General features: G+C 73.4%; 19 protein-coding genes. 7 read left to right on the top strand and 12 right to left on the bottom strand.

What is annotated here, in order from left to right:
• The first annotated feature begins 134 nt into the window (after positions 1-134).
• Positions 135-800: a biliverdin-producing heme oxygenase gene (locus MOV08_RS29060; RefSeq protein WP_275309472.1), complete on the top strand. Its 666-nt coding sequence runs from the start codon at positions 135-137 to the stop codon at positions 798-800.
• A gap of 34 nt (positions 801-834) precedes the next feature.
• Here the strand turns inward: MOV08_RS29060 and MOV08_RS29055 are convergent, their stop codons facing one another.
• Positions 835-1,605, bottom strand: a complete 771-nt coding sequence (locus MOV08_RS29055) for a PhzF family phenazine biosynthesis protein (protein WP_275309471.1) — start codon at positions 1,603-1,605, stop codon at positions 835-837.
• A 192-nt stretch (positions 1,606-1,797) separates the two neighbouring features.
• Here MOV08_RS29055 and MOV08_RS29050 point away from each other — a divergent pair, with 192 nt between their 5' ends.
• Positions 1,798-2,781 carry an SCO2278 family lipoprotein gene (locus MOV08_RS29050; protein ID WP_275309470.1) on the top strand — a complete coding sequence of 328 codons (984 nt, stop codon included), beginning with the start codon at positions 1,798-1,800 and terminating at the stop codon, positions 2,779-2,781.
• A gap of 93 nt (positions 2,782-2,874) precedes the next feature.
• Here the strand turns inward: MOV08_RS29050 and MOV08_RS29045 are convergent, their stop codons facing one another.
• From MOV08_RS29045 to MOV08_RS29025, 5 genes are all read right to left on the bottom strand, one after another.
• Positions 2,875-3,615, bottom strand: coding sequence for a bifunctional DNA primase/polymerase (locus MOV08_RS29045; RefSeq protein WP_039637079.1), 741 nt, complete (start codon positions 3,613-3,615; stop codon positions 2,875-2,877).
• Positions 3,616-3,755: 140 nt separating this feature from the next.
• Positions 3,756-4,385, bottom strand: a complete 630-nt coding sequence (locus tag MOV08_RS29040; RefSeq protein WP_039637077.1) for a TetR/AcrR family transcriptional regulator — start codon at positions 4,383-4,385, stop codon at positions 3,756-3,758.
• Positions 4,386-4,491: 106 nt separating this feature from the next.
• Complete coding sequence (locus MOV08_RS29035) at positions 4,492-5,445, bottom strand: small ribosomal subunit Rsm22 family protein (RefSeq protein ID WP_275309469.1); 954 nt, start codon at positions 5,443-5,445, stop codon at positions 4,492-4,494.
• A 52-nt stretch (positions 5,446-5,497) separates the two neighbouring features.
• Positions 5,498-6,589, bottom strand: coding sequence for a serine hydrolase domain-containing protein (locus tag MOV08_RS29030; RefSeq protein ID WP_275309468.1), 1,092 nt, complete (start codon positions 6,587-6,589; stop codon positions 5,498-5,500).
• Between the two features lie 65 nt (positions 6,590-6,654).
• Complete coding sequence (locus MOV08_RS29025) at positions 6,655-7,980, bottom strand: Bcr/CflA family multidrug efflux MFS transporter (RefSeq protein ID WP_275309467.1); 1,326 nt, start codon at positions 7,978-7,980, stop codon at positions 6,655-6,657.
• Positions 7,981-8,161: 181 nt separating this feature from the next.
• Here MOV08_RS29025 and MOV08_RS29020 point away from each other — a divergent pair, with 181 nt between their 5' ends.
• Entirely contained in the window at positions 8,162-9,094 is a 933-nt protein-coding gene (locus tag MOV08_RS29020; RefSeq protein WP_239010159.1) for an SDR family oxidoreductase, read from the top strand.
• Between the two features lie 53 nt (positions 9,095-9,147).
• On the top strand, positions 9,148-10,050 hold the full coding sequence (locus tag MOV08_RS29015; RefSeq protein WP_275309466.1) for a PhzF family phenazine biosynthesis protein: 903 nt from the start codon (positions 9,148-9,150) through the stop codon (positions 10,048-10,050).
• Positions 10,051-10,124: 74 nt separating this feature from the next.
• On the opposite strand, the gene MOV08_RS29010 is transcribed toward MOV08_RS29015, so the two are convergent.
• The 4 genes from MOV08_RS29010 to MOV08_RS28995 form a co-directional block, all read right to left on the bottom strand.
• Positions 10,125-10,514, bottom strand: a complete 390-nt coding sequence (locus MOV08_RS29010) for a hypothetical protein (protein WP_275309465.1) — start codon at positions 10,512-10,514, stop codon at positions 10,125-10,127.
• A gap of 229 nt (positions 10,515-10,743) precedes the next feature.
• Positions 10,744-11,277 (bottom strand): hypothetical protein, encoded by a 534-nt coding sequence (locus MOV08_RS29005; protein ID WP_275309464.1) that lies wholly within the window; start codon positions 11,275-11,277, stop codon positions 10,744-10,746.
• A 190-nt stretch (positions 11,278-11,467) separates the two neighbouring features.
• Entirely contained in the window at positions 11,468-13,516 is a 2,049-nt protein-coding gene (locus tag MOV08_RS29000; protein WP_275309463.1) for a PIG-L family deacetylase, read from the bottom strand.
• Positions 13,517-13,533: 17 nt separating this feature from the next.
• Entirely contained in the window at positions 13,534-15,207 is a 1,674-nt protein-coding gene (locus tag MOV08_RS28995) for a stealth family protein (RefSeq protein ID WP_052287550.1), read from the bottom strand.
• A 437-nt stretch (positions 15,208-15,644) separates the two neighbouring features.
• Here MOV08_RS28995 and MOV08_RS28990 point away from each other — a divergent pair, with 437 nt between their 5' ends.
• Together MOV08_RS28990 and MOV08_RS28985 are read left to right on the top strand one after the other, a co-directional pair.
• Positions 15,645-16,640, top strand: a complete 996-nt coding sequence (locus MOV08_RS28990) for a hypothetical protein (RefSeq protein WP_275309462.1) — start codon at positions 15,645-15,647, stop codon at positions 16,638-16,640.
• On the top strand, positions 16,640-19,471 hold the full coding sequence (locus tag MOV08_RS28985; RefSeq protein ID WP_275309461.1) for a stealth conserved region 3 domain-containing protein: 2,832 nt from the start codon (positions 16,640-16,642) through the stop codon (positions 19,469-19,471). The genes MOV08_RS28990 and MOV08_RS28985 overlap by 1 nt, the downstream gene beginning before the upstream one ends.
• A gap of 68 nt (positions 19,472-19,539) precedes the next feature.
• Here MOV08_RS28985 and MOV08_RS28980 read toward each other — a convergent pair whose 3' ends face one another.
• Both MOV08_RS28980 and MOV08_RS28975 read right to left on the bottom strand, forming a co-directional pair.
• Positions 19,540-20,727, bottom strand: coding sequence for an acyltransferase family protein (locus tag MOV08_RS28980; RefSeq protein WP_275309460.1), 1,188 nt, complete (start codon positions 20,725-20,727; stop codon positions 19,540-19,542).
• Between the two features lie 530 nt (positions 20,728-21,257).
• Positions 21,258-21,842 (bottom strand): hypothetical protein, encoded by a 585-nt coding sequence (locus MOV08_RS28975; RefSeq protein ID WP_239010158.1) that lies wholly within the window; start codon positions 21,840-21,842, stop codon positions 21,258-21,260.
• Between the two features lie 292 nt (positions 21,843-22,134).
• Between MOV08_RS28975 and MOV08_RS28970 the strand changes: the two genes are divergently transcribed.
• Entirely contained in the window at positions 22,135-24,150 is a 2,016-nt protein-coding gene (locus tag MOV08_RS28970; RefSeq protein ID WP_275309459.1) for a DUF8189 domain-containing protein, read from the top strand.
• Positions 24,151-24,336 lie beyond the last annotated feature (186 nt).

Here is a 24,336-nt window from a genome sequence, read left to right as displayed (position 1 = left end):
CAGGTTGACCAGGGCCCGCCCTGCGTAGTTAGGTAACCCTAACCTGACGGCTGCGCGTGCCCGTCGGCCTGTTCCCGGGGCCGCACCGCGCGCTCCGTCCCTGTCCGCGCTCTCCCGGCCTCCGGAGGTCCGCCTTGGAAGCGTCCAGCTCGACCCCGTCGTTCTCGACGGCCATCCGCACGGCGTCGCACGAGCAGCACACCGAGGCCGAGAACTCCGCGTTCATGAGTCACCTGCTGGGCGGCGAGCTCGGCGTCGCCGCCTACCGGCGCTACACCGAGCAGCTGTGGTTCGTCTACCGCGCGCTGGAGGACGTCCCGCAGGGGCTCACCGCGGACCGGGTCGCGGGCCCCTTCCTCCGCCCGGAGCTGGCCCGCACCGTCGAGCTGGAGCGCGATCTGGCCCACCTCGGCGGCCCGGACTGGCGCGCCGGCCTCGCGCCGCTGCCGGCCACCGCCGCCTACGCCGAGCGCATAGCCGACTGCGCCCGCGACTGGCCGGCCGGCTATGTCGCCCACCACTACACCCGCTACCTCGGCGATCTCTCCGGCGGCCAGATCATCCGCGGCACCGCCGAGAAGACCTGGGGCTTCGCGCGCAAGGGCGACGGCGTCCGGTTCTACGTCTTCGAGGGCATCGGCAACCCCGCCGCCTTCAAGCGCGAATACCGCGAACTGCTGGACGGGCTGCCGCTGGACGACCTGGAGAAGCAGCGCGTGATCGACGAGTGCAAGCGCGCGTTCGCGCTGAACAGCGCGGTCTTCCGGGAGTTGGGCGAGGAGTTCCCGCGCACCGCGTGACGGGCGCGGCGCCCGCGCCCGCCCCGGGCCTCGTTCACGGCGCCTGCGGCACCCCGGCGCGCACCCGGCCGCCGATCTCGATCGTCCCGTCGGGAAGGGGCCGGGTGAACAACTGCGAGCCGGCCCCCTGACGGATGTCCAGGGAGCGGCCCAGCTGATGCGTCAACAGGAGGGCGGCGGCGCCGGTGGCCTCGTCCTCCCCAATGTTGTCGCCGCGCCGGGGGAAGCCCCGGGCGCGGACCGTGCCCGCCGCCTCGTCCTGCCAGGCCCAGGCGTAGAGCCAGCCGTCGCCGGGCGGCGGCGCGGGCAGCGCGTCGACCTCGGCGGCCGAGCCGTGGCGCTCGGTACGGCGCGCGGTGACCCACTCGGCGCGGGCCCGCACCCAGGTGAGGTCGCCGTCGTAGCGGACGGCCACCTCGCCGGCCGGCGGGCGCAGCGACCGCACCGGCCGGCCCGAACTCCGCAGCAGCCAGGCGAGACCGACCAGGGGGTGCCCGGCGAACGGCAGCCGGACGCTGGGGGTGTGGATGTCCACGGCGCCGGCGGCCGGGTCGTCGCCGATGTTGAGCGCGGCGTCAGCCGCTCCGGTGGAGCCGGTGCTCGCACCGGGGGGATCGAGGAACACCGTTTCGCTGTAGCCCAGTTCGGCGGCGAGGGCGGCCCGGTCGGCCCGGCCGGGAAGGGCGGCGCCGTCCAGGACGACGGCCAGCGGGTTGCCCCCGCCGCCGTCCGGTCCGCAGAAGACCCGCAGCAGGTCCACGTCGGCGGCGCCGCCGCGCCGGTGCGCTTCGTTTCGTTCGTTCACCCCCGCATTGTCCGCCGCCGCCTCCGCACCGCCCGCCGCGGGCCCCGCCCCTCGGGCCCGTCCGAGGACGAACGCCCCCCGACCCCCGCGTACGCCGTCGGCCACCGGGTATGGTTGCGCCGAATCCGTGCCACCCCGGCGGCCGTCCGTCCGCCCCGGTCGCCCCGGTCGCCCCGAAGGAGCCCGAGCCCCATGACACGCAGGTCGCCGTTCCGGGTGCCCGCAGCAGTGACGTCGGCCGCCGCCGCGCTGGTCATGCTGAGCGGATGCATGACGGTGCACGGCGAGCGCGAGGTGCTGCCCGCGGTGTCGCAGGCCGACGCCGCCAAGGCGCTCAAGCAGTTCGCCGACGGCTTCAACAAGGCCAACCGCACGCTGGATCCGACCGTGAACACCTCGATCGAGTCCGGCGCGCTGCTCGCCATCGACCAGGCGCAGATAAAGGCCGCACACGGCGTCCGCCCCAACGGCAACCCCCACTTCGTCCCGCTCTCGTTCACGGACACGCACTTCACCGTGCCCAAGCAGAAGGGCTGGCCGAGGTTCTTCGTCGGGGACGGGCTCAGCAACCGCCGGGACCGCAGCGGCGAGAACACCCGCTGGTTCCTGGTGTTCAGCCGGGACAGCATCCGCGCGAAGTGGCGGGCGACGTACCTCGCGACGTTCCCCGGCAACAACGCCCCGGAGCTGAAGGTCACCGGCGGCTACGCGGAGCCGGTGCCACTGGACGGCTCGTCGGGGCTGACCGTCGATCCGGGCAAGCTGAGCCAGGCGTACGTGGACTATCTCAGCACCGGTAAGGGCGACTTCGCGCCGGGCCAGGAGACCGACCAGTGGCGGGCCCGGCGGGCCCAGGGCGCCAACCAGCCCGGGGCGCGCATCCAGTGGGAGGACCAGGCGTCGGATCTGCCGCCGGTGGCGCTGCGGACCACCGACGGCGGGGCGCTGGTGTTCTTCTCGACCGTCTACCACCAGCAGAAGACGGTCTCCCAGGGCCTGATGATCACGGTGCCGCCGGAGCTGCGCGGGATCGTGGAGGGGCCGATGAAGAAGACCATGCGGATGGCGTTCACGACGGTGTCGGGCCAGGCGGTCACGGTCCCGGCGAAGGGCGCCGGCGGCAAGATCACGGTGCTCAACCGGATCGAGGCGAAGACCGCGGCGAAGGCGCTCTAGAGGATCGGGTGGGCGCCGCCCGACGAGCGGCGCGTGCGCGGGAGCGAGGGGCCGTCGGGCGACCGGCGGCCCTTTTGCGTTGCCGGGGGCGGGTCAGCGGCCGATCGGCCAGGCCGCCGTCTCGTGGTCCGCCTCGTGGTCGATGAACGCGGCGCAGGCGTCGGTGAGGGTCTCCAGCAGGGTCAGCGGGTCCGGCAGCGGAAGCTCGGGGCCGCGCAGCCAGGTCACCGCGGGCTGGTCGCCGGGGAGGGCGGACGGCGGCAGGAGGACGTAGCTGCCGCGGCAGTGCCAGCGAAAGCCGGGATGCTCGTCGAGGGTCTCGGGATGGCAGTCCAGCTCGCACGGCCACCACTCGTCCTCGTCGTCGGGGGTGCCGCGGGTGGCGGTGAAGAACAGCATCCGGCCGTCGCCGAAGCCGGCGCCGCTGAGGCTGACCGGGCCGACGTCGACGCCGGCCGCCTCCAGCCGGCCGAGGGCGCTGCGGCCGGCCTCGACGGGGACGTCGAGGACGTCGTGGGCCATGCCGGTGGCGGTGATGAAGTTGGCCTGCGGGAGGGTGCGGACCCAGGCGGCGACCTTGTCGCGGTCGGTGGTGGCGACGGTCTGCCAGCCGAAGGAGACGGGGTGGCGGCCGGGGGTGGGACAGCCGATGCGCTCACAGGAACAGCCGTAGCCGGAGGGGTGGGCGGCAGGGGCGACCGGGAAACCCGCGTCCACCGCCGCCATCAGCAGGTCCTCGCGGCCGCGCGCGGCGGCCGATCCCGTGTCCGTATCGCCACCCGATCCGCTCCTCGGCCGGCGCAGCCACTGGGAGAACCTGCTCTTGCGTTCCATCAATCCCCTCACTTCGAGCGGTGGTCTGGGGTCAATGCTGCCACCATCCTGGGCGCCAGGTGACCGGTGTGCGGATCCGGGGTGAACGCGGTACGGGCGAACAGGGCATTTCACGCCAACGCCGCCCGTCGCCCCGGGCGTCAGTCGCGCCGGCGCAGACCGCGGAGCACCTGGTCGACGAGGGTGTCGACGAAGGCGTGGGTCAGCTCCCCGGTGCGCATCAGCCAACGCTGTGAGAAGGGACTCAGCAGCATCTCGGCGCCGATCCGGAGGTCGACGTCCGGGTCCAGTTCGCCGGCTTCCCGGGCGGCGCGCAGCCGCTCGACGTAGAGGCGGATGCCCGGTTCCATGAGGCGGCCGACGAAGCTGCGGGAGAGCTCCTCGTCGTTGGTGCCGGCCGCGACCAGGGCACGGTAGGGGGCCTGCCAGGCCGCGTCGTTGAACTCGTCGACGGTGGCGCGCAGAACGGCCTTGAGGTCGGCGGCGAGGTCGCCGGTGTCGGGGAGCCCCTCGTGCTCGTAGGCGTCGGCGGCGGAGCCGAAGGCGTCGAGGAGGACGGCGGCCTTGGAGGGCCACCAGCGGTAGATGGTCTGCTTGCCGACGCCGGCACGGGCGGCGATGCCTTCGATGGTGAGCTTCTCGTAGCCGACCTCGCCGACCAGGGCGAGGGCGGCCTCGAAGATCGCCTGGCGGGAGCGTTCGCTGTAGCGGCGGGTGGGGGTGCCCCCGGCGGAGCCGGGGGGAGCGTCGGGGGCTGCTTTGTTGGCCATGGGCGGGAGTGTAACGAGGAGAGGCGAGACGTATCGTCTCAACGAGACGGGCCGTATCGATCGGGGCGGGGCGGCGGGCGGACGCCGCCCCCGCAGCCGACCTCGGTCAGTGCGGCCAGGCGTCGCCCCAGGCCGCGTCGCGGGCCTCGCGATAGGCGGCGCCGTGCCGCTTGGTGACGGTGTCCCGGCGCAGGGCGTCGTCCGCGGTGCACAGGTCCAGCAGCACCTGGCCCTTGCGGATCTGCGGCCTGCGGACGACCCGCGCCGCGGCCGGCTCGGCCGGGAGGCGGGTGGCGGCCACATAGCTGAACTTCTCGTCCTCGTAGGCCAGGGAGCCGCCCTTGACCTGGCGGTGCAGCGAGGAGCGGCTGACCCGGGCGGAGAAGTGGCACCAGTCTTCCCCCGGGACGATCGGGCAGGCGGCGCTGTGCGGGCACGGCGCGACGACCCGCAGCCCGGCGGCGACCAACTGCTCACGGGCTTCGCGGATCCGCAGATAGCCCTCGGGGGTGCCCGGTTCGATCAGGACCACGGACCGGGCGGCGGCCACCGCGCCGACCACCGCGCGACGGTCCTCCGGACGCAGCTCGCCCAGCACGTAGGAGACGGTGACCAGGTCGGTGTCCTCGGGGAGGGTGAGGCCCTCGCCGAGGGACTGCCGCCGCCAGGTGACGTCCGGCAGGATCCCGGCGGCCAGTTCGCGGCCCAGGTCGAGTGCGGGCTGCGCCCAGTCCAGGACCGTGCTGCGCGGGCCGTCCCAGGTGGCGGCGGTGGCCCAGGTGGCCGCGCCGGTCCCGCCGCCGACGTCGACGTGGGTGGCCGGGGACCAGTCGGGGACGCGGGCGGCGAAGGCGGCCAGCGCGGCCCGCACCGCCTCGAAGGTGGCCGGCATCCGATAGGCGGCGTAGGCGGCGACATCGCCGCGGTCCCGGAGCACCGGGGCGTCGGTGGGGGTGCGGCCACGGTAGTTGGCGATCAGCCGCTCGACGGCCTGCGCGGCCTGCTTGGGCGGCAGGCCGTCGAGCAGGCCCGCCAGGGCGGCGCGCAGTTCGTCGTGCATTCGGGAAAGTCTACGGGGGTCCCGGGCCAGGCCACGCCGGGCCGGGACGGGGTCAGGGCCGGCCCGCGGGGTCGGCGTGCGCCACCGCGCGGGCGAGGTGGGTGGCCGCCGCGGCCCGCGGCGCGCTGCCGCCCGACCGGCGCCGGGGGTGGACGGTGTTGGCGAGCAGCACCAGGAAGGTGTCGGTGGCGCGGTCCAGGACCAGGCTGGTGCCGGTGAACCCGGTGTGCCCGGCCGCGCCCCGGCCGGCCAGCTCGCCCATGAAGTACGGCTGGTCGACGGCGAAGCCGAGGCCGGGCGGGTCGAGCAGGGCGGCGACCGCGGCCGGGCCGAGGATCCGTGCGGTGCCGTACGCCCCGCCGTTGAGCAGCGTCCGGCACAGCACGGCCAGGTCCTGGGCGGTGGAGAACACCCCGGCGTGCCCGGCGACGCCGCCGAGCGCCCAGGCGTTCTCGTCGTGCACCTCGCCGCGCAGCGGGCCCCGGTCCGCCTTGGCCCACGGCCGCCGCTGGTCCTCGGTGGCGGCCACCCCCTGCGGCGCCAGCGGGCCGTAGCAGGTGCTGGTCAGGCCCAGCGGACCGGTGATGCCGTCACGGACCAGGGCGTCCAGGGGGCGGCCGGTGAGCCGCTCCAGCAGCAGCTGGAGGGCGATGAGGTTGAGGTCGGAGTAGCGGTGCGCGCCGTACGGGCCGCCGGAGGGGGCCGCGGCCTCGGCCCACAGCAGCGCCAGTTGGTCGGCGCGGCCCCGGTGGTCGTGGAAGGGCAGCTCGGGGGCGAGGCCGGAGGTGTGCCGGAGCAGGTCCCGGACGGTGATGCCGGGGGCGAAGGCCGGCAGGTGGGCGGCGACCGGCGCGTCCAGGGCGAGCCGGCCCCGCTCGGCCTGCTGGACCGCGGCGATCGCGGTGAAGAGCTTGCTGAGCGAGGCGAGGTCGAAGACCGTGCCCACCCGCATCGGCTCCCACAGGTCGCGGGGCAGGTCCAGGCCGCGGTCCCGCTCAGGGTCGTAGCCGCGGTAGCGCACCGCCCAGCCGGCGGCGGCCTCGGCGGCGACCACCGGGCCCCGGCCGGCCAGCACCACCGCTCCGGCGCACCATGGCGGACGGCCTTCGGGCAGCGCCCGCACGCCGCTGACCAGCCGATCCATCCAGGCGGGGTGCAGTCCCGCCGCGGCCGGTGTGCCGGGCCTCAGTCTCGGGGCGTTCGGTGCGTTCAGAGCCCGTTCCTCTCGCCGGCGGTGCGTTCCTCCTTACGCTGCCACGGACGGCACATTCCCAGGAAGCTCACGAGCGCGAGAACGGCGCACGACAGTTGCACGACGGCCATCGGAACGGCCGTCCGTTCGCCGGCGATGCCCACCAGCGGCGAGGCCACCGCACCGAGCAGGAACGTCGAGGTGCCCAGCAGCGCGGAGGCGGAGCCGGCCGCGTGCGGGGTGCGCAGCAGCGCCAGGGTGTTGGTGCTCGGCATGACCAGGCCCATGGCGGACATCAGCACGAACAGCCCGGCGGCCACCGGCACCAGCCCGACCTTGCCGAAGATCCCGGACGACAGCAGCAACAGGGCCGCACCGGCCAGCGCGACCAGCACCAGGCCGACGCCGAGGACCTTGTCCAGGCCGACCCGGCCGACCAGCAGCTTGCCGTTGACCTGGCCGACCGCGACCAGCCCGACGGAGTTCAGGCCGAAGAGCAGGCTGAAGGTCTGCGGGGAGGCGCCGTAGATCTCCTGGACGACGAACGGCGAGGCGGAGATGTACGCGAACAGCGCGGCGAAGGCGAACGCGCCGACCAGGAGATAGCCGGAGAAGACCCGGTCGGCGAGGAGGTCGCGCATGGTGCGCAGGGCCGGGCCGAGGCCGCCGGGCTGGCGGCGCTCCGGCGGCAGCGTCTCGTCCAGCCGGCGCCAGACGAGGAGGGTGAGCAGCACCCCGACCACGGTCAGCACAACGAAGACGCCGCGCCAGTCGGTGACCCGGAGGATCTGGCCGCCGATCAGCGGGGCGACCACCGGCGCCACCCCGGAGATCAGCATCAGCGTGGCGAAGAAGCGGGCCATCGCCACCCCGTCGTACAGGTCGCGCACCACCGCCCGCGCGATGACGATGCCGGCCGCGCCGGCTAGCCCCTGCAGCAGGCGGAAGGCGATGAGGAGTTCGGCGTCGGTGGCGAGCGCGCACAGGGCGGTGGCGAGCACGTAGACGACCATGCCGATGAGCAGCGGGCGTCGGCGGCCCCACTTGTCGCTCATCGGGCCGACGATCATCTGCCCCAGGGCCATGCCCGCCAGGCAGGTGGTGAGGGTGAGTTGGACGGTGGCGGCCGGACTGTGCAGGGCGGCGGTGACCTGCGGCAGGGCCGGCAGGTACATGTCCATGGAGAGCGGCGGGACCGCGGTGAGACCGCCGAGGACGAGGGTGACGAGCAGGCTGGTGCGGCGGGCGGCGACCGGAGCGGTGGGCGCGTCCCGCGCGGATATGGCGGGCTGGCCGGGGGCGTCGTCCCGGGTCTCGGCGGCGGGGGCGCCGGACTCTGTCATGAGCGTCTCCATGATTCGGTGATGGCGGCACCATGGTGGCACGCGGCGGACACCGCCGGGGCGCCAGGACGCAGTCCTTTGGTCCTAAGCCCGCCGTCAACTGCCGCCCGATCCGCGGCTCCTGGCGGACGCCGCCCGGTTCGCGCCCGGTTCGCGCCCCGTCCGCCGTTACTCTGCCGGCATGGCATATGACACAGAGCGGGCAGGGGCGGCACAGGCGACACCGGTGGCACGGGCCGGGCAGGTGGGCAGTACCGCGACCGCGGCCCGGCCGACGCTCCCGGCACCCTCCTCCCGGGGCCGGGCCCCGCGGACGTCCGCGCTGCCGAAGGAGGCCAGGGGGGACGGCGCGGCGGGCCGCAAGGTGGCGCTGGTCACCGGCGCGGGTTCGGGCATCGGCCGGGCGGTGGCCCTGGCGCTGGTCGCCGACAACTGGACGGTGGTCCTGGCCGGCCGGCGCCCCGACGCCCTGGAGGAGACCGCCCGCCAGGTCGGGTACGCGGGCATCGAGGGCCCCGCGGTGCTGCCCGTCCCGACCGACGTCACCCGCCCCGAGGAGGTCGGCGCCCTCTTCACCACGATCCGCGACCGGTTCGGCCGGCTGGACCTGCTCTTCAACAACGCGGGCGCCTTCGGCCCCCCGGTCCCGGTGGAGGAACTCTCCTACGACGACTGGCGGGCGGTGGTCGACGTCAACCTCGGCGGCGCCTTCCTGTGCGCCCAGGCCGCGTTCCGGACGATGAAGGAACAGGACCCGCAGGGCGGCCGGATCATCAACAACGGCTCCGTCTCCGCCCATGTGCCCCGGCCGCACTCGATCGCGTACACCGCCACCAAGCACGCGATGACCGGCCTCACCAAGTCGCTGTCCCTGGACGGCCGTCCGTACCGGATCGCCTGCGGCCAGATCGACATCGGCAACGCGGCCACCGAGATGACCGGCCGGATGCAGGCCGGGATCCTCCAGGCCAACGGCCGCACCGAGATCGAACCGGTGATGGACGCGGCCGACGTCGCCCGTACGGTCGCGCACATGGCGGCGCTCCCGTTGGAGGCCAATGTGCAGTTCGCGACGGTGATGGCGACCGCGATGCCCTACATCGGGCGGGGCTGACGCACCGCGGGCCGCCCGGGAATAGCCGGGCGGTGGCGGGTGGTTCCCCGGCCATGACACTCGAAACCGCCGCCGGGGGCCCGGCCCGCACTCCCGAGATCCTGCGTTACACCGCGTTCTCCGCCGACCCCGCGGGCGGCAATCCGGCCGGGGTCGTCCTGGACGCCACCGGGCTGGACGACGCCGCCCAGCTCGCCATCGCCGCCGAACTGGGCTACTCCGAGACCGCGTTCCTCACCGCGCCGCCGGAGGGGCTGGGCGAGCCCGGTCGGGCGTTCACCATCCGGTACTTCAGCCCGCTCGCCGAGGTCGCCTTCTGCGGCCACGCCACGGTCGCCACCGCGGTCGCGCTGGCCGAGCGCCAGGGCCCCGGCGACCTGGTCTTCGCCACCCAGGCCGGTCCGGTCCCGGTCACCGTCGCCCGGCACGACGGCGCCCTGCGGGCCACCCTCACCAGCGTCGAGCCGCGCATCGAGCCGATCGCCCCGGCCGACCTCGCCGAGGCGCTGGCCGCGCTGGACTGGCCGGCCGCCGATCTCGACCCGGCGCTGCCGCCCCGGATCGCCTACGCCGGCGCGCGCCACCTGGTCCTCGGCGCCGCCACCCGCGCACGACTGGGCAAGCTCGACTACGACTTCGACCGGCTGGCCGCCCTGATGCACCGCCTCGACCTGACGACCCTTCAGCTGGTCTGGCGGGAGGGCGACACGGTCTTCCACGTCCGCGACCCGTTCCCGGTCGGCGGCGTGGTGGAGGACCCGGCGACGGGCGCCGCGGCCGCCGCCTTCGGCGCCTACACCCGCGCCCTGGGCCTGGTCACCGCCCCGGTGACGCTCACCCTCCACCAGGGCCACGACCTCGGCCGCCCGGGCCTGTTGACGGTGGACCTCCGGTCCGGCGACCCCCGCTCGCACGTCAGCGGCACCGCCACCCGGATCTCGGCGACGGACGCCTGAGGACGCGGGGCCTAGGGCCGCGGATCGGCGCCGGGGCGTGCGGGTGCGGGCGGACGCGGCGGCCCGCCGCCCGCTCACCCGGCGCCCGGCAGGCCCCGCCCCGGCCCCCCGCACGCCCCGCCCCGCGGCGCGCAGGACACCGTGATCGCGCCCTGCCCGGCGCCGCCGGCCGGCCGGACGCCCGCCCCGCCCTCCCGGTGCCCCGCGCCGAAGGTGTCGTCCCGCCACCCCAGCAGCGCCGACGCCACCACCACTATCAGCACCAGCACCACGAAGATCAGCAACGGCCGGGCCCGTACCAGCAGTTGACGCACCCGCCCGGGCCCGCGGTTCGCCGGCCGGCCCCCCGCGCCCCTCCCGGGCACCGCCCCCGCCCGCGTCCTCGTCCCCGGACCGCGGTGCCGTCCCAGCGCCCGCGCGATCCGTCTCTTCCAATACACCAGCCGGTAGTAGTGCTTCAGCACCTCGGCTCCCCCTCGTGTGACTGCCCGGGAAGCCACGAGGGTACTGCCCGCCGGTACCCACGGCGCCCGCTCGTGCCGGCAACGGGCCCACCCGCACGCCCCGACGGACACCCGGCGGCCCGGTGGCCGGCACGGCCGCGGAGACGGCGACCGGCCTCCTCATGAGAACGGCCCCGCTCCGACCCCCTGAGCAGGCGGGGGCGGAACGGGGCCGGCAGGGCACCCGCCGTCAGCCGAGGCCGGGCAGCCCCTTGAGCGGCAGCTGGTCCGTGGACGGCAGCCCCTTGGTGGGCAGGGCGCCGGTCGCCGCCTTCCCGGAGAGCGCGTCCGTCACCGCCTTCCCCGGCAGCCCGTCGGTCAGCCCCTGCCCGCCCTTCCCGGGCAGCGCGTCGGTGGGCAGTCCGCCGAGCAGTCCGCCGTCGGCGGTGGCCGCCTGCGCCGTCTGTCCCAGCAGGTCCCCGGCCGCGCCGGCCGTCGCGCCCACCGCCTCCGCCGCCGGCGGCGTCACCTTCGCCGCGGCCCCGCCGACCGCCGTGGTCTCCGCGGGCACCACCTTGTCGACGGCCTTGCCCTGGACCCCGCCCGCGACCTGCGTGGCCTGCTGCGCGGCCCCGTCCGCCACGCTCCCCAGGGCCCCGGGGTCCACGTTGGTCAGCCCGCCCAGGTCGGGGGTCTGCGGTACGTCGGCGGCGTGGGCTCCGGCAGTCGACCCCAGCGTCATCGCAGCCGCGGCCATGCCCACTGCCGTCAGAACTCGTCGCATCAAGGCTCCTCAAGGAATGAGATGTGCTTGTGTGATGAGAACGATGAGCTGCGCACCCGGACACGCCCGACCCCCACCGGTGCGGCGCGCAGGACGCCGAGGGGGCGGACGCGTCGGTGCACACGCCGGGACCGGGCCGGGCGTGCGCCCGAACGCCCGACGCCGCGCCCCTCCCCCACGAACCTCCTGGTCAGCGGCGGTTCTGCGGTACCAGTGAGGTCGTCAGCGTCGCGTTCGGCGCCAGGCGGGCGAGGACCGGACGACCGGCGGCATCGGTGGCCAGGGCGGCGGCGCCGACCACCGCGCCGGTGAGGGTCTGCCACCGCGGGGCGTGCCCGGCGCCCAGGGTGGCCAGGCTGGTGGTGCCGTCGTTGTTGCCGGCGGCCAGGAGCACGTCGCCGGCCACCGGATGCAGGGCGAGGACCCCGTAGCCGCGGGCGACCAGACCGACGTGCTCGCCCTGCCAGGTCGCGCCGCCGGCCGGCAGCCGATGGACCAGCGGGCGGGCGGACTTGGCCTCGCGGAAGGCGAGGAGGAGCGAACCGTCCGGCCGGGCCAGCGCGGTGGGCGGGTCCGCCGGGCTCGGCAGGCCGGTACGGCGGAGGAAGAACCTCCCGCCGGGGTGCTCCTGCTGCCAGTGGTGGACGGTGTTGTGCCCGGACCCGAAGACATGGACGCACCCCTTGCCGTCGGTGACGGCGGAAAGCCCCTCCTGGACCTCGGCGGGGTCCAGGTCCCTCCAGTCGCTCCAGGTGCCGTCGCCGCGCCGTTGACGGGCGGAGACGCCCTTGGCCGAGTTGCGGGCGAAGAGCCACGTCGTGCCGTCGGCGCCCCGGGCCACGACGGGACCGCCGACCCGGCGGCCGTGATCGGGGGTGCGGTCGGGGGTGCCGAGCGAGGTCCAGGGGCGGAACGGGCCGCCCGGGCGCGGCTGTTCGGCCAGGACGATCTCGCGGCGGTTGTCCGCCGCCTTGGGGCCCAGGGCCGCGATGCGTTCGGCGAACAACTGCCAGCGGCCGTCCTCGGTGAGGGTGGCGGACAGCCCCGGCAGCAGCCCGTCGCCGCCCAGGGGTTCGGGCGTCGTCCAGGTGTCGTCGCCCTTGCCGGTCTGCTGCCATCTGACGGCCTGCCCGGCGAGCACGGCGAAGGCGGTCAGTCGGCCGTCGGGGCCCTGCCGCACCTGTGGGGCGGCGGTGGGATAGCGCAGGCTGGTGCGCTGGAGCCAGCCGGTGCGGTAGGAGCGGTTCCGGCCGACGTCGTAGTCTCCGCAGCCGGCGGGGAAGTCGCAGGAATCCGGCGCTCCGCCATAGGCGTTGAGCGCCTCGGCCTTGTCGCGGACGAGCTGCGCGGGAAGGTTGTCGGGCCAGCGCTCGTTGTAGTAGCCGCGGTACGCCATGACGGCGTGCAGGCGGCCCTCGCCGGGGCCCTTGTAGCGCGCCAGGGCGGCGTAGGTGAACAGCGCGGCGGCCGTGTGGTCGGGGTGGTCGGAGTAGCCGGCCTGGTCGTGGTGGCGCCGGTGCGCTCCGTCGTGCACCTGCATGTCCGGGTCGGGGTCCAGGGTCCGCACCAGCGTGGGCCGGTACCGGTCGAGGAGCTGGACGAGGACGTCGATCAGCCCGGACCGGGTGATCTTCTGGGAGCGGCGCACGGGGGAGCCCGTGCTGACCAGGGTGCTGGTGACCATCGTGGGGTCCGCCCACAGGTCCGGCAGGCCGCGCTTGCGGCCGCGCCCGGCGGCGAAGTGCTGGTGCACGCCCAGGAAGATCAGCTGGACACCGGTGTGGCCGGCGAGGGTGTTCACCTCGATGAGCGTGCCGTCGGGCAGGGCCAGCGCCTGCATCCCCCAGCCCGCGTGCGGGTCGCCGGTCGCCATGAGCGCGTACGCCTGGCGCAGGCCCTGGCGGCGGGCGCCCGCGTAGGCCGCGAGGTTGGGCTCGGGCTTCGGCCGGCCCGGCACCTTGTTGACGCCGCCGGTCTCGCCGCAGTTCAGGTAGACGCTGACGAGTTGGTCGTTGGCCCCGATGGTCTGCTGGACCTCCGGGTTCATGAAGTACAGGTCGTCGTCCGGGTGGGCGAGTATCTGCATGACCCGGCTGCCGCTCCGGCCGTCGTCGGCGGCCGCCACCGCGCCGCGTCCGGCGGAGGGCAGGGAGGCCGTCCGCGTGGCGCCGCTGCACCCCGCCGCGGTGAGGGCGACGAGGCCGGCGACGAGGGTGCGGCGGGTGGGCTGTGGTCGCACGGGAGCTCTCTTGTGGGTCAGCGGGGTAGTTCGTAGCGGCTGGGCACCGGGAAGTACGACTCCAGGAAGGGGCGCAGCAGAGCCGTGCTCCGCTCCAGGTCGTCCTCCGTGGAGAGGGTGTCGTTGAGGCAGAACACCCCCTTGTCGCGCCGGAGCAGGAGCCGGTCGAGCCGGTTGGCGGTGTTGGGGTGGGAGACGTCCAGGTAGACGTACTCCACGTCGCCGGGCAGCGCCCGCCGGGTGTGGAAGGCGTAGTAGTGGTACAGCGACGACGGGATGGACAGGTCCGTCCCGCTGCGGAACCGCTGTGCGGCCGTCCTGCGGTGCTGCTCGCCGAACTCCCGCTCGATCTCGCCCAGGACGCTCCGGGTCAGCGCGTGCGGCACATGGCGCATCTTGCGGACCGGGGTGGTGCCGAAGCGCTCCTGTATCAGCGCGCGGTTGTTCTTCCCCGCGACGGAGACCGGTACGTCCTCCGGCGAGGGCGGTCCGAGCGGGACGAGGGCGGGCGAGGGGAAGAACTTGGTCAGCCCGTTGGCGAGGAAGAAGTCCTTGGGGGTCAGCTCGGCGCCGAGGAAGACGTCGTCGTTGAAGTAGAGGAAGTGTTCGGACAGGCCGTCGATGCGGTGGAGTTGGCTTTCGATGGCGTGGGAGTTGAAGGTGGGCAGCAGTGCGGGGTCGTCGAAGATCTCGCGGTGGCTGACGACCTTGATGCCGGGCAGGGAGGTGTCCAGCCAGGCGGGGGTCTGGTCGTCGGTGACGAGGTAGACGTTGCGCACCCACGGGGCGTACATCGCCAACGACCGCAGCGAGAACCGCAGTTCCTCGTGGTCGGCGTAGCGCGCGGCGTTGGCCGCCTCCTCGTGGTACGCCGCGCCGGCGAACCCGGCCCGGCGCCGCTGCCACGCGGGGTCGGCGCCGTCGACCCAGGTGTAGACGACGTCGATGGGGAAGGTGATGTCCTGGGGCACCGCCGTGGTGAACTCCTGACGGGTGCGCACCCGCACCGGTGAGGTGTCCCGCGTCCCGAAGGGGGCGGTGAAGTCGGTCATGGGGACCCGGAGGTAGGGGGCCTCGGCGGGCACGGAGTCGGTGATCGCGTTGCGCCGCGGGGCGGTCAGCCGGTCGCCCTCGCGCTTCCAGAACTCGATGTCGCAGCCGTGTTCCGGGCCCAGCACGAGGCGGTGGGCCGGGTCGGTGCGGTACCAGAACAGGCGCAGCGACGTGGCCTTGGCGTAGCGCCGCCAACTCGCCAGCCGGTACGCGGGCATGACGCGCCCGCCGTCCTCGCCGCGCGGGCCGAAGTACACGGGGCGCGTCCGGCAGAGGTCGGCGAGGGCACGCAGCACGCGCCCCCGGTCCTCGGTGGAGACCGCCACCGTGGTCCCGCCGGACTCGGCGCGCACGCAGAAGTGGTCGATGTCCGCGGCCTCCAACGCGGCGGTGATCGCGCCCAGGTTGGCGCGGCGGGCCGTCTCCGGCGAGAGCCGCTCCTCGACACAGGCGATCCGCGGGCGGCCGTCCACGGCCAGGACGACGCCTTCCGAAGCCTCGACCAGGACGCGGTGCTGCACGGCGTGGCCGGCGCAGCCCACCCGCTGGACACTGCGGCCGACGGCCGCGGCGCTGACGAACCGCTTGACGCTGCGCCGCATTTCGGGGGAGTACCGGCCGGCGATCGCGCGGCGCATCCGCCGGGGAACGACCTTGCGGTAGACGGCGACCACGGGCGACGCCTCGGTGTTGACCCCGCCGTCGCCGCCGGGGACCGCGCCGGTCGCGCGCGGCTCGGGCCGGGGTCCGGCTGCTGCTGCGCGCTGCTCCGTGGGCCGCACGCTCTCGATCTGCTTCATTCCCTCTTGCAATCCCCCGGCCACGAAGACCGTTTTTGTGTCAAATGACGTAATCTTTACAAGTACACTACCTTTAGCACGAAACGTAAATGAACGTTAAGGTGATCTTGCTTCACCGTCACGGAAGAGGGCGAATCGGGCGATGTGGATGCATCTGGTGTGAGTGATTCGAATCACGCGATCCAGGTGAATCAGGTGATTTTTTTGCCGCCGCCATGCACATGCCCGACACTGGGCGCCGGCCACCGCGCCAAGAGGAGAGATGACGAAGCGCCATGAGTGAAGCCCTGCTGTCCCATGCGGTGACGGCGGCCAAGCGCGCCCGCCGCACCGCGGGCCGGGTCCGACGCCGTGTGGAGCAGATCAACACCGTCCCGGTGCTCGGCGCCCGCGCCCGCCCCCGACCGGCCCTCCGCCCGGCGCACCTCTCGGTACTCGTCGGCCGCACCCTCAACCTCGCGGTGCCCTGGCCTCCGGGCGCCACCGCCGTGACGGAGGCCCACCTCGTACTGGAGCGCCGGGGCCGGCGGCAGAGCATCCCCCTGGAACGGGAACCGCAGCCGGACGGCCGGCTCCTGCTCACCGCCACCGCGCCGTTGCGCCACGCACGGCACGACGACGCCACCGCCCCCGGCCCCCGACTCGACGACGGCATCTGGCGGTTGACCGTCGCGGCGACCGACGCCGACGGGCAGGAGACCCGCTACGGGATCGCCGCGCCAGACGTGCCGGCCTCTGACGGCCCCACGCTCCCCTCCCCGCCCAGCGCGACCAGCGGTGCCTCCTTCCGGCCCGTGCGGTCCGTCGACGGCCACGCCCTGCTCAAGGTGACCGGCCCGCGCGAGCACGCCGAGCTGATCCGCTTCGACCTGCGCTGGGACCGGGTCACCGTGCACGGCCGCCTGATCGCCGCCGGCTCGCCGCCCGACGACTACGCGGTGGAGGCGGTGCGCCGCGGCTCGGGAACGGCCCTCGCCCTCACCCCCGCCTGGGACGGCGACCGCTTCGTCTTCGACGTGCCGCTCGACGCCATGACCCGCGGCGTCGCGACCCAGCGCATGTGGGACTTCCAGCTGCGCCGCGGACGGACCCGCCTGAGGATCGCGCGTCGACTGACCGACGTGCGCCGCCCCAAGAAGGTCTTCCGCACCCCCTTCCGGACGATCGCGACGGAGGACGGCGCGCTCCTGCGCGTCCACGCCCACCTCTCCGCGGCCGGCACCTTCGCGGTCAGCTGCGCCCCCTTCCCCACCACCGAGGACTCCGCCTGATGAAGATCACGTTCCTGCTCACCTGGGGCGACGAGATGGGTGGCACCGAAATGGCCACCTACACCCAGGCGGCACATCTGGCGCCGCGCCACGACGTCGAGGTCCTGAGCGTCCTCAAGACGCGGGAGGAACCCTTCTTCACCGCCGGGCGCGCGATCCCGCGCCGGTACCTGGTCGACCGCACCGGCCCGTACGGCCGCCCGGTGCGCGACAGCGGCCTGGACGAGCAGGCGTGCCGCACGCTCACCTCGCTGCCCAGCGAACTGATCAAGCCGGCCTGGGAGGCCACCTTCGACCGGCTCACCGACATCGAGATGACCGCCGCGCTGGGCGCGCTGGACACCGATGTGCTGGTCACCACCACACCCGCGCTGATGGCCGCCGCGGCCGAGCTGGTGCCCTCCCGCGTCATCACGGTCCACCAGGAGCACCGCGCGTCCCAACTGCGCGGCGTCAGCGGCGAACCGCTGCTGGTGTACGCGCCCCGGATCGACGCACTGGTCTCCCTGACCGAGCGCACCAACGACTGGTTCGCCGATTCGCTCGGCGCCACGGCTCCCGAGCTGGCGGTCATCCCCAACGCCGTCCCCAGCGGCTTCCGGCCGCGCTCCGACCTGGACGGCAAGACCGTCGTGCTGGCCGCCCGCATGACGCCGGAGAAGCAACTCGACCACGCCATCGAGGCGTTCGCCACCCTCGCCGACCAGCACCCCGACTGGACGATGCGCATCTTCGGCGACGGGCCGCAGGAAGTGCGGCTGCGGCGCATCGTCGACGGCCTGGCCCTGCACGACCGCGTCGAGCTCCTGGGCCGTTCGCCGGAGATGGAGCAGGAGTGGGCCAAGGCCGGCCTGGCCCTGCTGCCCTCCCGCAACGAGGCGTTCCCGCTGGTGCTGCTGGAGGTCTTCGCCGCCGGCGTGCCGGTCATCGCCTACGACATCGTCACCGGTCCGGCCGAGATCGTCCGGCACGGCGTCGACGGCCTGCTCGTCCCGGCCGGCGACAAGGACTCCCTCGCCGTCGCCATGGACAAGCTGATGGGCGACGACGAGACCCGACGGGCCTACGGCAGGGCCGCCCGCGAGGGGGTCCACGAGCGCTTCTCGGCCGAGCTGATCACCGCGCGCTGGGAGGAGCTCTTCACGCGCCTGGTGGCCCGTCGCGAGGACCCCCGACGGCTGGCCGACCGCGCCGACCGCACCGCCCGCCGCATCGCGGCCGGCGGCAGCCGCAGCTTCAACGTGGCCGCGCCGATCAGCGTGCTCTCCGGTTCCGCGGACGAGCAGAAGGCGCGCGAGGTGCTGCTCCAGGCGCAGGACCGCACCGGCGCCCTGGTGCGCTCCGCGGGCCGGCTGGCGGAGGTGCGCGACGACGTCCTCGCGCCGCGCATGGCCGAGTGGAACCTGGAGATCGCCACCTCCGCGCTGACCGCGCACGGCATCCCCTACGTCCTGCTGCGCGACGGCGGAACCTCCCACCGCGTCGCCGTCGAGGTCGAGCGTCGCGAGCAGGTCCTCGAAGCCCTCGCCACGGAGCTCCACGGCAGGCCCGTCTACGCGGAACTGATCACTCCGCGCGGGGCGGCGCCCGGAGCCGTGCTCGCCGAACGGCTGCGCGAGGCCGGCGACGTGGCGGGCCTGCGCGTCTTCAAGCCGCTGACCACCGAGAGCCGCACGCTGCGCTACGGGCCCGCGTTCGGCTGCACCGTGGAGTTCTGGACCGAGAACGCCGAGGACGAGGAGATGCCCGGCTGGCGCAGCACCCCCCGCGGCTCCACCCTCCTCGGCCCCCGGCTGCCCTCGCTGGAGGCGGACGCGACCCTGCGCGTCGGCGAGCGCGACCACCCCACCCTGGCCGGCTTCACCGACCGCCTCATGTGGGACGTCACCTTCCCCATCGACGTCGTCTACACCTGGGTCGACGACAGCGACCCGGAGTGGCGCGCGCGCCGCGACGCCGCCAAGCGCGCCGCGGGACTCGCCGACGGCGGCGCGGACAGCGGTGACGTGCGGTTCCGCAACCGCGACGAACTGCGGTTCTCGCTGCGGTCGTTGGCGATGTACGCCCCGTGGGTGCGCAACGTCTACCTCGTCACCGACGACCAGACCCCCGCCTGGCTGGACACCTCCCTGCCCGGCATCAAGGTCGTCAGCCACCGCGAGATCTTCGACGACCCCGCACTGCTGCCCACCTTCAACTCCCACGCCATCGAAAGCCAACTCCACCGCATCGACGGCCTGTCCGAACACTTCCTCTACTTCAACGACGACGTCTTCCTCGGACGTCCGCTCACCCCGCGCTCGTTCTTCGACAGCAACGGCATGGCGCACTTCTTCCGTTCGCCCACCGCCGTCCCGCCCAGCCCGCTCGCCGAGGACGACGAGGGGTACTTCGCCGCGGCGAAGAACAACCGCCGCCTGCTCCAGCGGGAGTACGGACGCACCGCCACCCACGGCTTCCTGCACGCCCCGCACCCACTGCGGCGCAGCGTGCTGGCGGAGATCGCCGAGAAGTTCCCCGAGGAGATCACGGCCACCGCGGCCAGCCGGTTCCGCGCGACCACGGACCTGTCCGTGGCGTCCTCGCTGCACCACCACTACGGCTATCTGACGGGGCGCTCCACCCCGGCGTCCCTGACCTGCTCGTTCGTCAACGCGGGCGACTACACCCACCACACCAGGCTCAGCCGCATGCTGGCCACCCGGAGCCACGGCGTGTTCTGCATAGGCGAGTCGGCGGACGCGGAGGTGCCCGCCGACGAGCAGGACCGGGTGCTGCGCGCCTTCCTCAGCGCGTACTTCCCGGTGCGTTCGCCGTTCGAACGGTCCTGATCCGCCGCTTTGACCGTCCGACCGCCTGTCCGACCTCCCGTCGGACAGGCTTTAGGCCGAGTCGGCTGCTAGGCCGAGTCGGCTGCCCGGGCGTGCTCCGGTGTCCGCTCGTCCTGCGCGGCGTGCGCCACAGCGGGCGGCGGCGGGGGCGGGGTGGTGGCCGGCCGGGCGTGCCGGCGGCGCGGTGCGACGTTCCGGCGGACGTCGTCGATCCCTCGACGCATCGTGGTGCGCAGCCACGTGCCGAGGGGGCGTTCGACGAAGCGGTGGATGAGCCAGGCGGCCACCAGCATGAGTGCGACCACCGAGGCCACCAGGACCGGCGCGGGGATCCTGTTCCGGTAGTGGTGGATGAGGGTCATGCCGATGTTCATGTGGATGACGTAGAGCGGGTAGGTGAGGGCTCCCGCGGTGGTGAGCCACTTCCACTGGATCCGGTCGAAGGCGCCGAGCGCGATCGCGCCGACGACGGCGAAGGCCGCGATGATCAGGAAGCGGGCGGGCCAGGTGGGCAGGGCGTCCACGGCGGCCCTGCCGAGGTTGGTGGCCAGGCGGTAGTCGATATAGCGCTGGGCGAGCAGCAGTTGCAGGATCACGATCGCCCACAGGATCGCGTTCGGCCGGAAGCGCCGCATCAGATAGAAGGCGATACCGGCTATGAAGAACGGCGCGTACTGCGGCATCGCGAACGCGGTGAGCAGGGGCGTGTTCATGACCGGGGCGAGCGCGGCGGCCGCGGTCCATACGCCGCACAGGATCAGGCAGTTGCGGTAGGTGACACCGAACAGCACCACCACGACCATGATCAGGTAGAACTTGAGCTCCACGAAGAGCGTCCAGTACACCGGATCGACATTCGGCGTGTTGTTGCCGCCCTGCAGCATGGTCAGATTGGTGATCACCGTGTCCCAGCCACGGAGAGAAGCGACCTCCGGCCACATCTTCACCACCAGGACGGTGACCAGAATCCCGACCCAGTAGGCGGGGAACAGCCTGGTCAGACGGGAGACGGCGAATTCGCCCACCGTACGGCCCCACACGCTCATGCAAATGACGAAGCCGCTGATCAGGAAGAAGACCTCCACGCCCAACCACCCGTACTGGGCCAGCCGGTGGGCGGTCGGAAAGATCGTGTCCGTGCTGTGGCCCCATGGTCGGGCCAGCGCGACATAGTGGTAGAAGACCACCATCAGCGCGGCAAGCAACCGCAGCCCGTCCAGTACGGCAAGCCTGTTCCCTGTGCGGCGCTCGGCCATTGCGTATCCCCCGTAGCGCCCAGGTCCGGGCGCCCCATGGTCGAAGAAGCTCACCACTTCCGGTCAACCGGTGAGCGAGTTGTCCACTTTTCATGCTTTCACAGACCACAGGACAGCCAACACCTGTTCCATGTGGCAAAAACCACAGCGCGAATACTGAACGCACACGAGCGTTCCGGACTCCACCCCTCCTTTCCCTTACGTCTTAACCGCCGGCGCCCACCGCACAGACCGGACGGCCGCCCAACTCCAGCCGGACGACCATCGGTTCACATGCTCGGAGCAAACGGATCGTCGACCGAGATCAACAGATTTCCGCTCTCGCGAGGACGGCCGAATCCCTGCCTCACGCCCCCAGAGGCAGGAATAGGGATATCGCCTCGGGCGCCCGCCCTCATTCCCATTCCCCGTTCCCGTTCCCATTCTCGTTCCCATGCCCACGAACCAGAATCCACGGGTGATTTCGCATGTCCCACCTGCCCGTCACTTCACGTCGGTTCGTAGCGGAGGCGGGCGGTGTGCGCGGGCCGTCAATGCCCTCCCCTGGGGGGCTTGCAGTCGGTGCCGTCGGGGTAACCGGCGAAGGCGTTCGCCTCGATGAAGTGGGGGTTGACCTTGCCCTCGATACACAGAGCGGATCCGTTGACGAGGAATCCGACGCCGGGATCAACGGCGTAGGACTCCACCTTCGCGGCGGGGTAGCCGAGAGCGGTGAGTGCGCGGCGGGTGCTGTCCGCACTGATGTCGTTGTGCGTGCGCAGGGGTTCGAGCGCGTTCCTGATCCGCTTGACGGCGGCGATTCCGTCGCAGCGGCGCTGGCCGTGGAGGGGCAGCGGGTCCCGAAAGCCGTGGTTTTCGGCGTAGTGGTCGGAAGGGGGCGTGGCGGGTCCCGACGTACCTGCGGTGTGCGCCGGAGCCGTGCTGGGGCTTTCGCCGGGACAGGGGAAGTCCACCGGCGCGCTCGGCCTGCTCGGCTCGGCCGCCGCGGCGCGCGAAGGGGCGCCGGCGGCGATGTCGTGTCCGGGCCGCTCGGTTCCGCAGCCCGCGGCGAGCAGGGACAGCGCCGCTATCGACAGGAGGCCGATCCGCGCTCCGGTATTCCTGGTCATGGCCATGCGGCCATCGTGTCCTGCATTGCGGACACCGGTCATGAGTAGTTCTACTCATGCACTCTGTCCGCGTTTGTGGCATGTGGCACACTCGCCGCCTCCGGGTGCGCACCCCGGCCGCCGGGCACCTCGGCAACGAACGACGGACGCGAACCCCCATATATCCGAATTCACCTTCGGAGGGCGTTCTGTATGATTTGCGATTCGCCAGCAACCGCTCGACCGACGGGCGCGGCCCGCGCCCCGTGCGCCGTCGTGCCGCGGGGCGTCGGGCTCGTACCTCCAGGACTTCCACTCCATGTCTTCGCACCCGCACGCGCACCCCGACCACCGGCCCCCGCTGCGGGCGGCGCACCTGAGCATCCTCGCCCACCCCGACGACGACCTGTACTTCATGAACCCGGAGGTCCTGCAGGCGATCCGCTCCGGGGCGCCCACGACCAGCGTCTATCTCACCAACGGCGAGTCCGACGGGCGCAATCCGCGCCCATGGGAGCCGCGCGACCAGGTGCCGGCCGACCGCGAGGCGTACGCCAAGGCCCGGCAGAACGGCCTGCTGGGCGCGTACGCCGCGATGGCGCTGGCCGACCGCGCCGCGCGGTGGACGCGCAGCACGCTGCGCGGGCCGCACGGGACGGTGCTGGAGATGTGCCGGCTGGAGCGCGCCCCGCACATCACGCTGGTCTTCCTCAACCTCCGCCAGTACGCGCCCGAGGACCCCCAGGTGCGGCTGCGCACGCTGTGGACGGGGCAGGCCCCGTCCGTGCGCACCATCGTGCCGACGGGCGGCGCGGTCGAGGCGGAGTGCGTCTACGACCGGGACGCGCTCATCGACGTGCTGGCCGGGCTGCTGGAGCACTTCCGCCCCACGGCCGTCCGCATCATGGATCCTGACCCCGACCACCAGGAGCACAACGCGCAGTTCCCGCAGCGGCACGACTACGGGGACCACTCCGACCACCAGGACCACACCTACGCCGCGCTGTTCTCGCTGGAGGCGATCGAGCGCCACCGCTCCTCGGGGACGGCCCGGCCGTTCACCGTCACGTCCTACCGCGGCTACTACAACGAGCGCTGGCCGCACAACCTCGGTGTGTACGCGAGCTCGCGCAAGGAGCACTACCTCAACGTCTACGGCGCCGCCGACGGCTACGACTGCGGCGACCCGGCCGGCAGCGGCGACTACTCGGTCGGGTTCGGCGCCCGGGGCACCGGCTGGGTGCAGAGCACCACGCACCGGTACGCCGGGGGCACCGACTGGCTCCGGCGCGACGCCGGCGGGCGGCTGTCGGCGTTCGGGGTGCTGGGCGGCGAGGCCGTGATGTGGCAGGAGACCGGGCCGGGCACCGGGCAGTGGGGCGGCCCGTGGCGGCTGGGCGGCGGGCCGCTGGCACCCCAGCTGTCCGTGTGCGCCACCCCGGACGGGCGGCTGCACGTCGTCGGCCTGCGGTACGCGGCCCTGGGGGCGGGCGCCGACGCGCACCGCCGCCAGCTCGTACATCTGGCGCAGACCGAGCCCGGCGGCGCGTTCGGACCGTGGCGGGACCTGGGCAACCCGGCCGACTCCGCGGACCGCGTACGGCAGTTGGGGGCACCGGTGGCGGCGGTGGACGGGCAGGGCCGGCTGCATGTGTTCGCGCGCAACTGGGGCAAGGGCGTCAGCTCCCGGGTGCTGGAACCGGCGGGCGGGTGGAGCGAGTGGATCGATCTGCGCGGCTCGCAGCTCCAGGAGGGGCTGAGCGCGGCGGTCAATCACGACGGGCGGATCGAGCTGTTCGCGCCCGCCCGCGACCGGGTGGCCCATTGGATCCAGGACGAGGACGGGCCGCTGCTCCGTCCGACGCCGCGCTTCAGACTGTCCACGCCCGCGGGGGCGACGAGCAGCGCGGTACAGGCCAACGGGCGGGTGATCGCGCTCTACCGCAAGCCCGAGCGCGCGGTGACGCTCGTCGGACGGCAGGGCGATCCGGGCGGCGGCTGGCCGCACGGACCGCAGAGCCGGGGCGGGCGCGGCGGTTACGGCCCGGTCGCGGCCACCGCCCTGACGACCAGTGGAATGGAGGACTGTGCGCTGCTCGCCACCCGCAACGACTTCGGCGGGGTCAGCTGCGCGGTCCTCACCCCCGACGGGGCGAACTGGGCCGACCTCGACCTGGACGGCATCGCGGGCGGCCTGATCGGGGCACCGTCGGTGAGCACGGACTCCCTCGGGCGGGGCATGGTCGGCGCGATCGGCGCCGACGCCCATCTGTACCTCGCCCGGCAGACCAGCCTGGCGGCACCGGTGTTCTCGCCCTGGCTGAGGGTCGGATGAGGGCCGGCTGAGGCGGTGGACGGGGCCGGGGCCGGGGCCGGGGCCGGCGCGCCCCTCCCATTCCCCCTTATGCCCCTTCCACTCCGTCTACCCCTTCCACCCCTTTCACTCCTTCTGCTCCTCTCATCACCGATGACAGAGTCACTCCGGCTTGACGCACCTGATCCTCATTCGTTACCTACCCGA

Source organism: Streptomyces yunnanensis, from assembly GCF_029011865.1.
Lineage (GTDB): Bacteria > Actinomycetota > Actinomycetes > Streptomycetales > Streptomycetaceae > Streptomyces > Streptomyces yunnanensis.
This window is presented reverse-complemented; position numbering and strand designations above follow the sequence as displayed.

What these genes read in the sequence shown, in the direction of transcription:
- MOV08_RS29050 (WP_275309470.1), top strand. Translation starts at nt 1,798, where the DNA reads ATGACACGCAGGTCGCCGTTCCGGGTGCCCGCAGCAGTGACGTCGGCC.
- MOV08_RS29045 (WP_039637079.1), bottom strand. Translation starts at nt 3,615, where the DNA reads ATGGAACGCAAGAGCAGGTTCTCCCAGTGGCTGCGCCGGCCGAGGAGC.
- MOV08_RS29040 (WP_039637077.1), bottom strand. Translation starts at nt 4,385, where the DNA reads ATGGCCAACAAAGCAGCCCCCGACGCTCCCCCCGGCTCCGCCGGGGGC.
- MOV08_RS29035 (WP_275309469.1), bottom strand. Translation starts at nt 5,445, where the DNA reads ATGCACGACGAACTGCGCGCCGCCCTGGCGGGCCTGCTCGACGGCCTG.
- MOV08_RS29030 (WP_275309468.1), bottom strand. Translation starts at nt 6,589, where the DNA reads ATGGATCGGCTGGTCAGCGGCGTGCGGGCGCTGCCCGAAGGCCGTCCG.
- MOV08_RS29025 (WP_275309467.1), bottom strand. Translation starts at nt 7,980, where the DNA reads ATGACAGAGTCCGGCGCCCCCGCCGCCGAGACCCGGGACGACGCCCCC.
- MOV08_RS29020 (WP_239010159.1), top strand. Translation starts at nt 8,162, where the DNA reads ATGGCATATGACACAGAGCGGGCAGGGGCGGCACAGGCGACACCGGTG.
- MOV08_RS29015 (WP_275309466.1), top strand. Translation starts at nt 9,148, where the DNA reads ATGACACTCGAAACCGCCGCCGGGGGCCCGGCCCGCACTCCCGAGATC.
- MOV08_RS29005 (WP_275309464.1), bottom strand. Translation starts at nt 11,277, where the DNA reads ATGCGACGAGTTCTGACGGCAGTGGGCATGGCCGCGGCTGCGATGACG.
- MOV08_RS28995 (WP_052287550.1), bottom strand. Translation starts at nt 15,207, where the DNA reads ATGCGCCGCGCGATCGCCGGCCGGTACTCCCCCGAAATGCGGCGCAGC.
- MOV08_RS28990 (WP_275309462.1), top strand. Translation starts at nt 15,645, where the DNA reads ATGAGTGAAGCCCTGCTGTCCCATGCGGTGACGGCGGCCAAGCGCGCC.
- MOV08_RS28985 (WP_275309461.1), top strand. Translation starts at nt 16,640, where the DNA reads ATGAAGATCACGTTCCTGCTCACCTGGGGCGACGAGATGGGTGGCACC.
- MOV08_RS28980 (WP_275309460.1), bottom strand. Translation starts at nt 20,727, where the DNA reads ATGGCCGAGCGCCGCACAGGGAACAGGCTTGCCGTACTGGACGGGCTG.
- MOV08_RS28975 (WP_239010158.1), bottom strand. Translation starts at nt 21,842, where the DNA reads ATGGCCATGACCAGGAATACCGGAGCGCGGATCGGCCTCCTGTCGATA.
- MOV08_RS28970 (WP_275309459.1), top strand. Translation starts at nt 22,135, where the DNA reads ATGTCTTCGCACCCGCACGCGCACCCCGACCACCGGCCCCCGCTGCGG.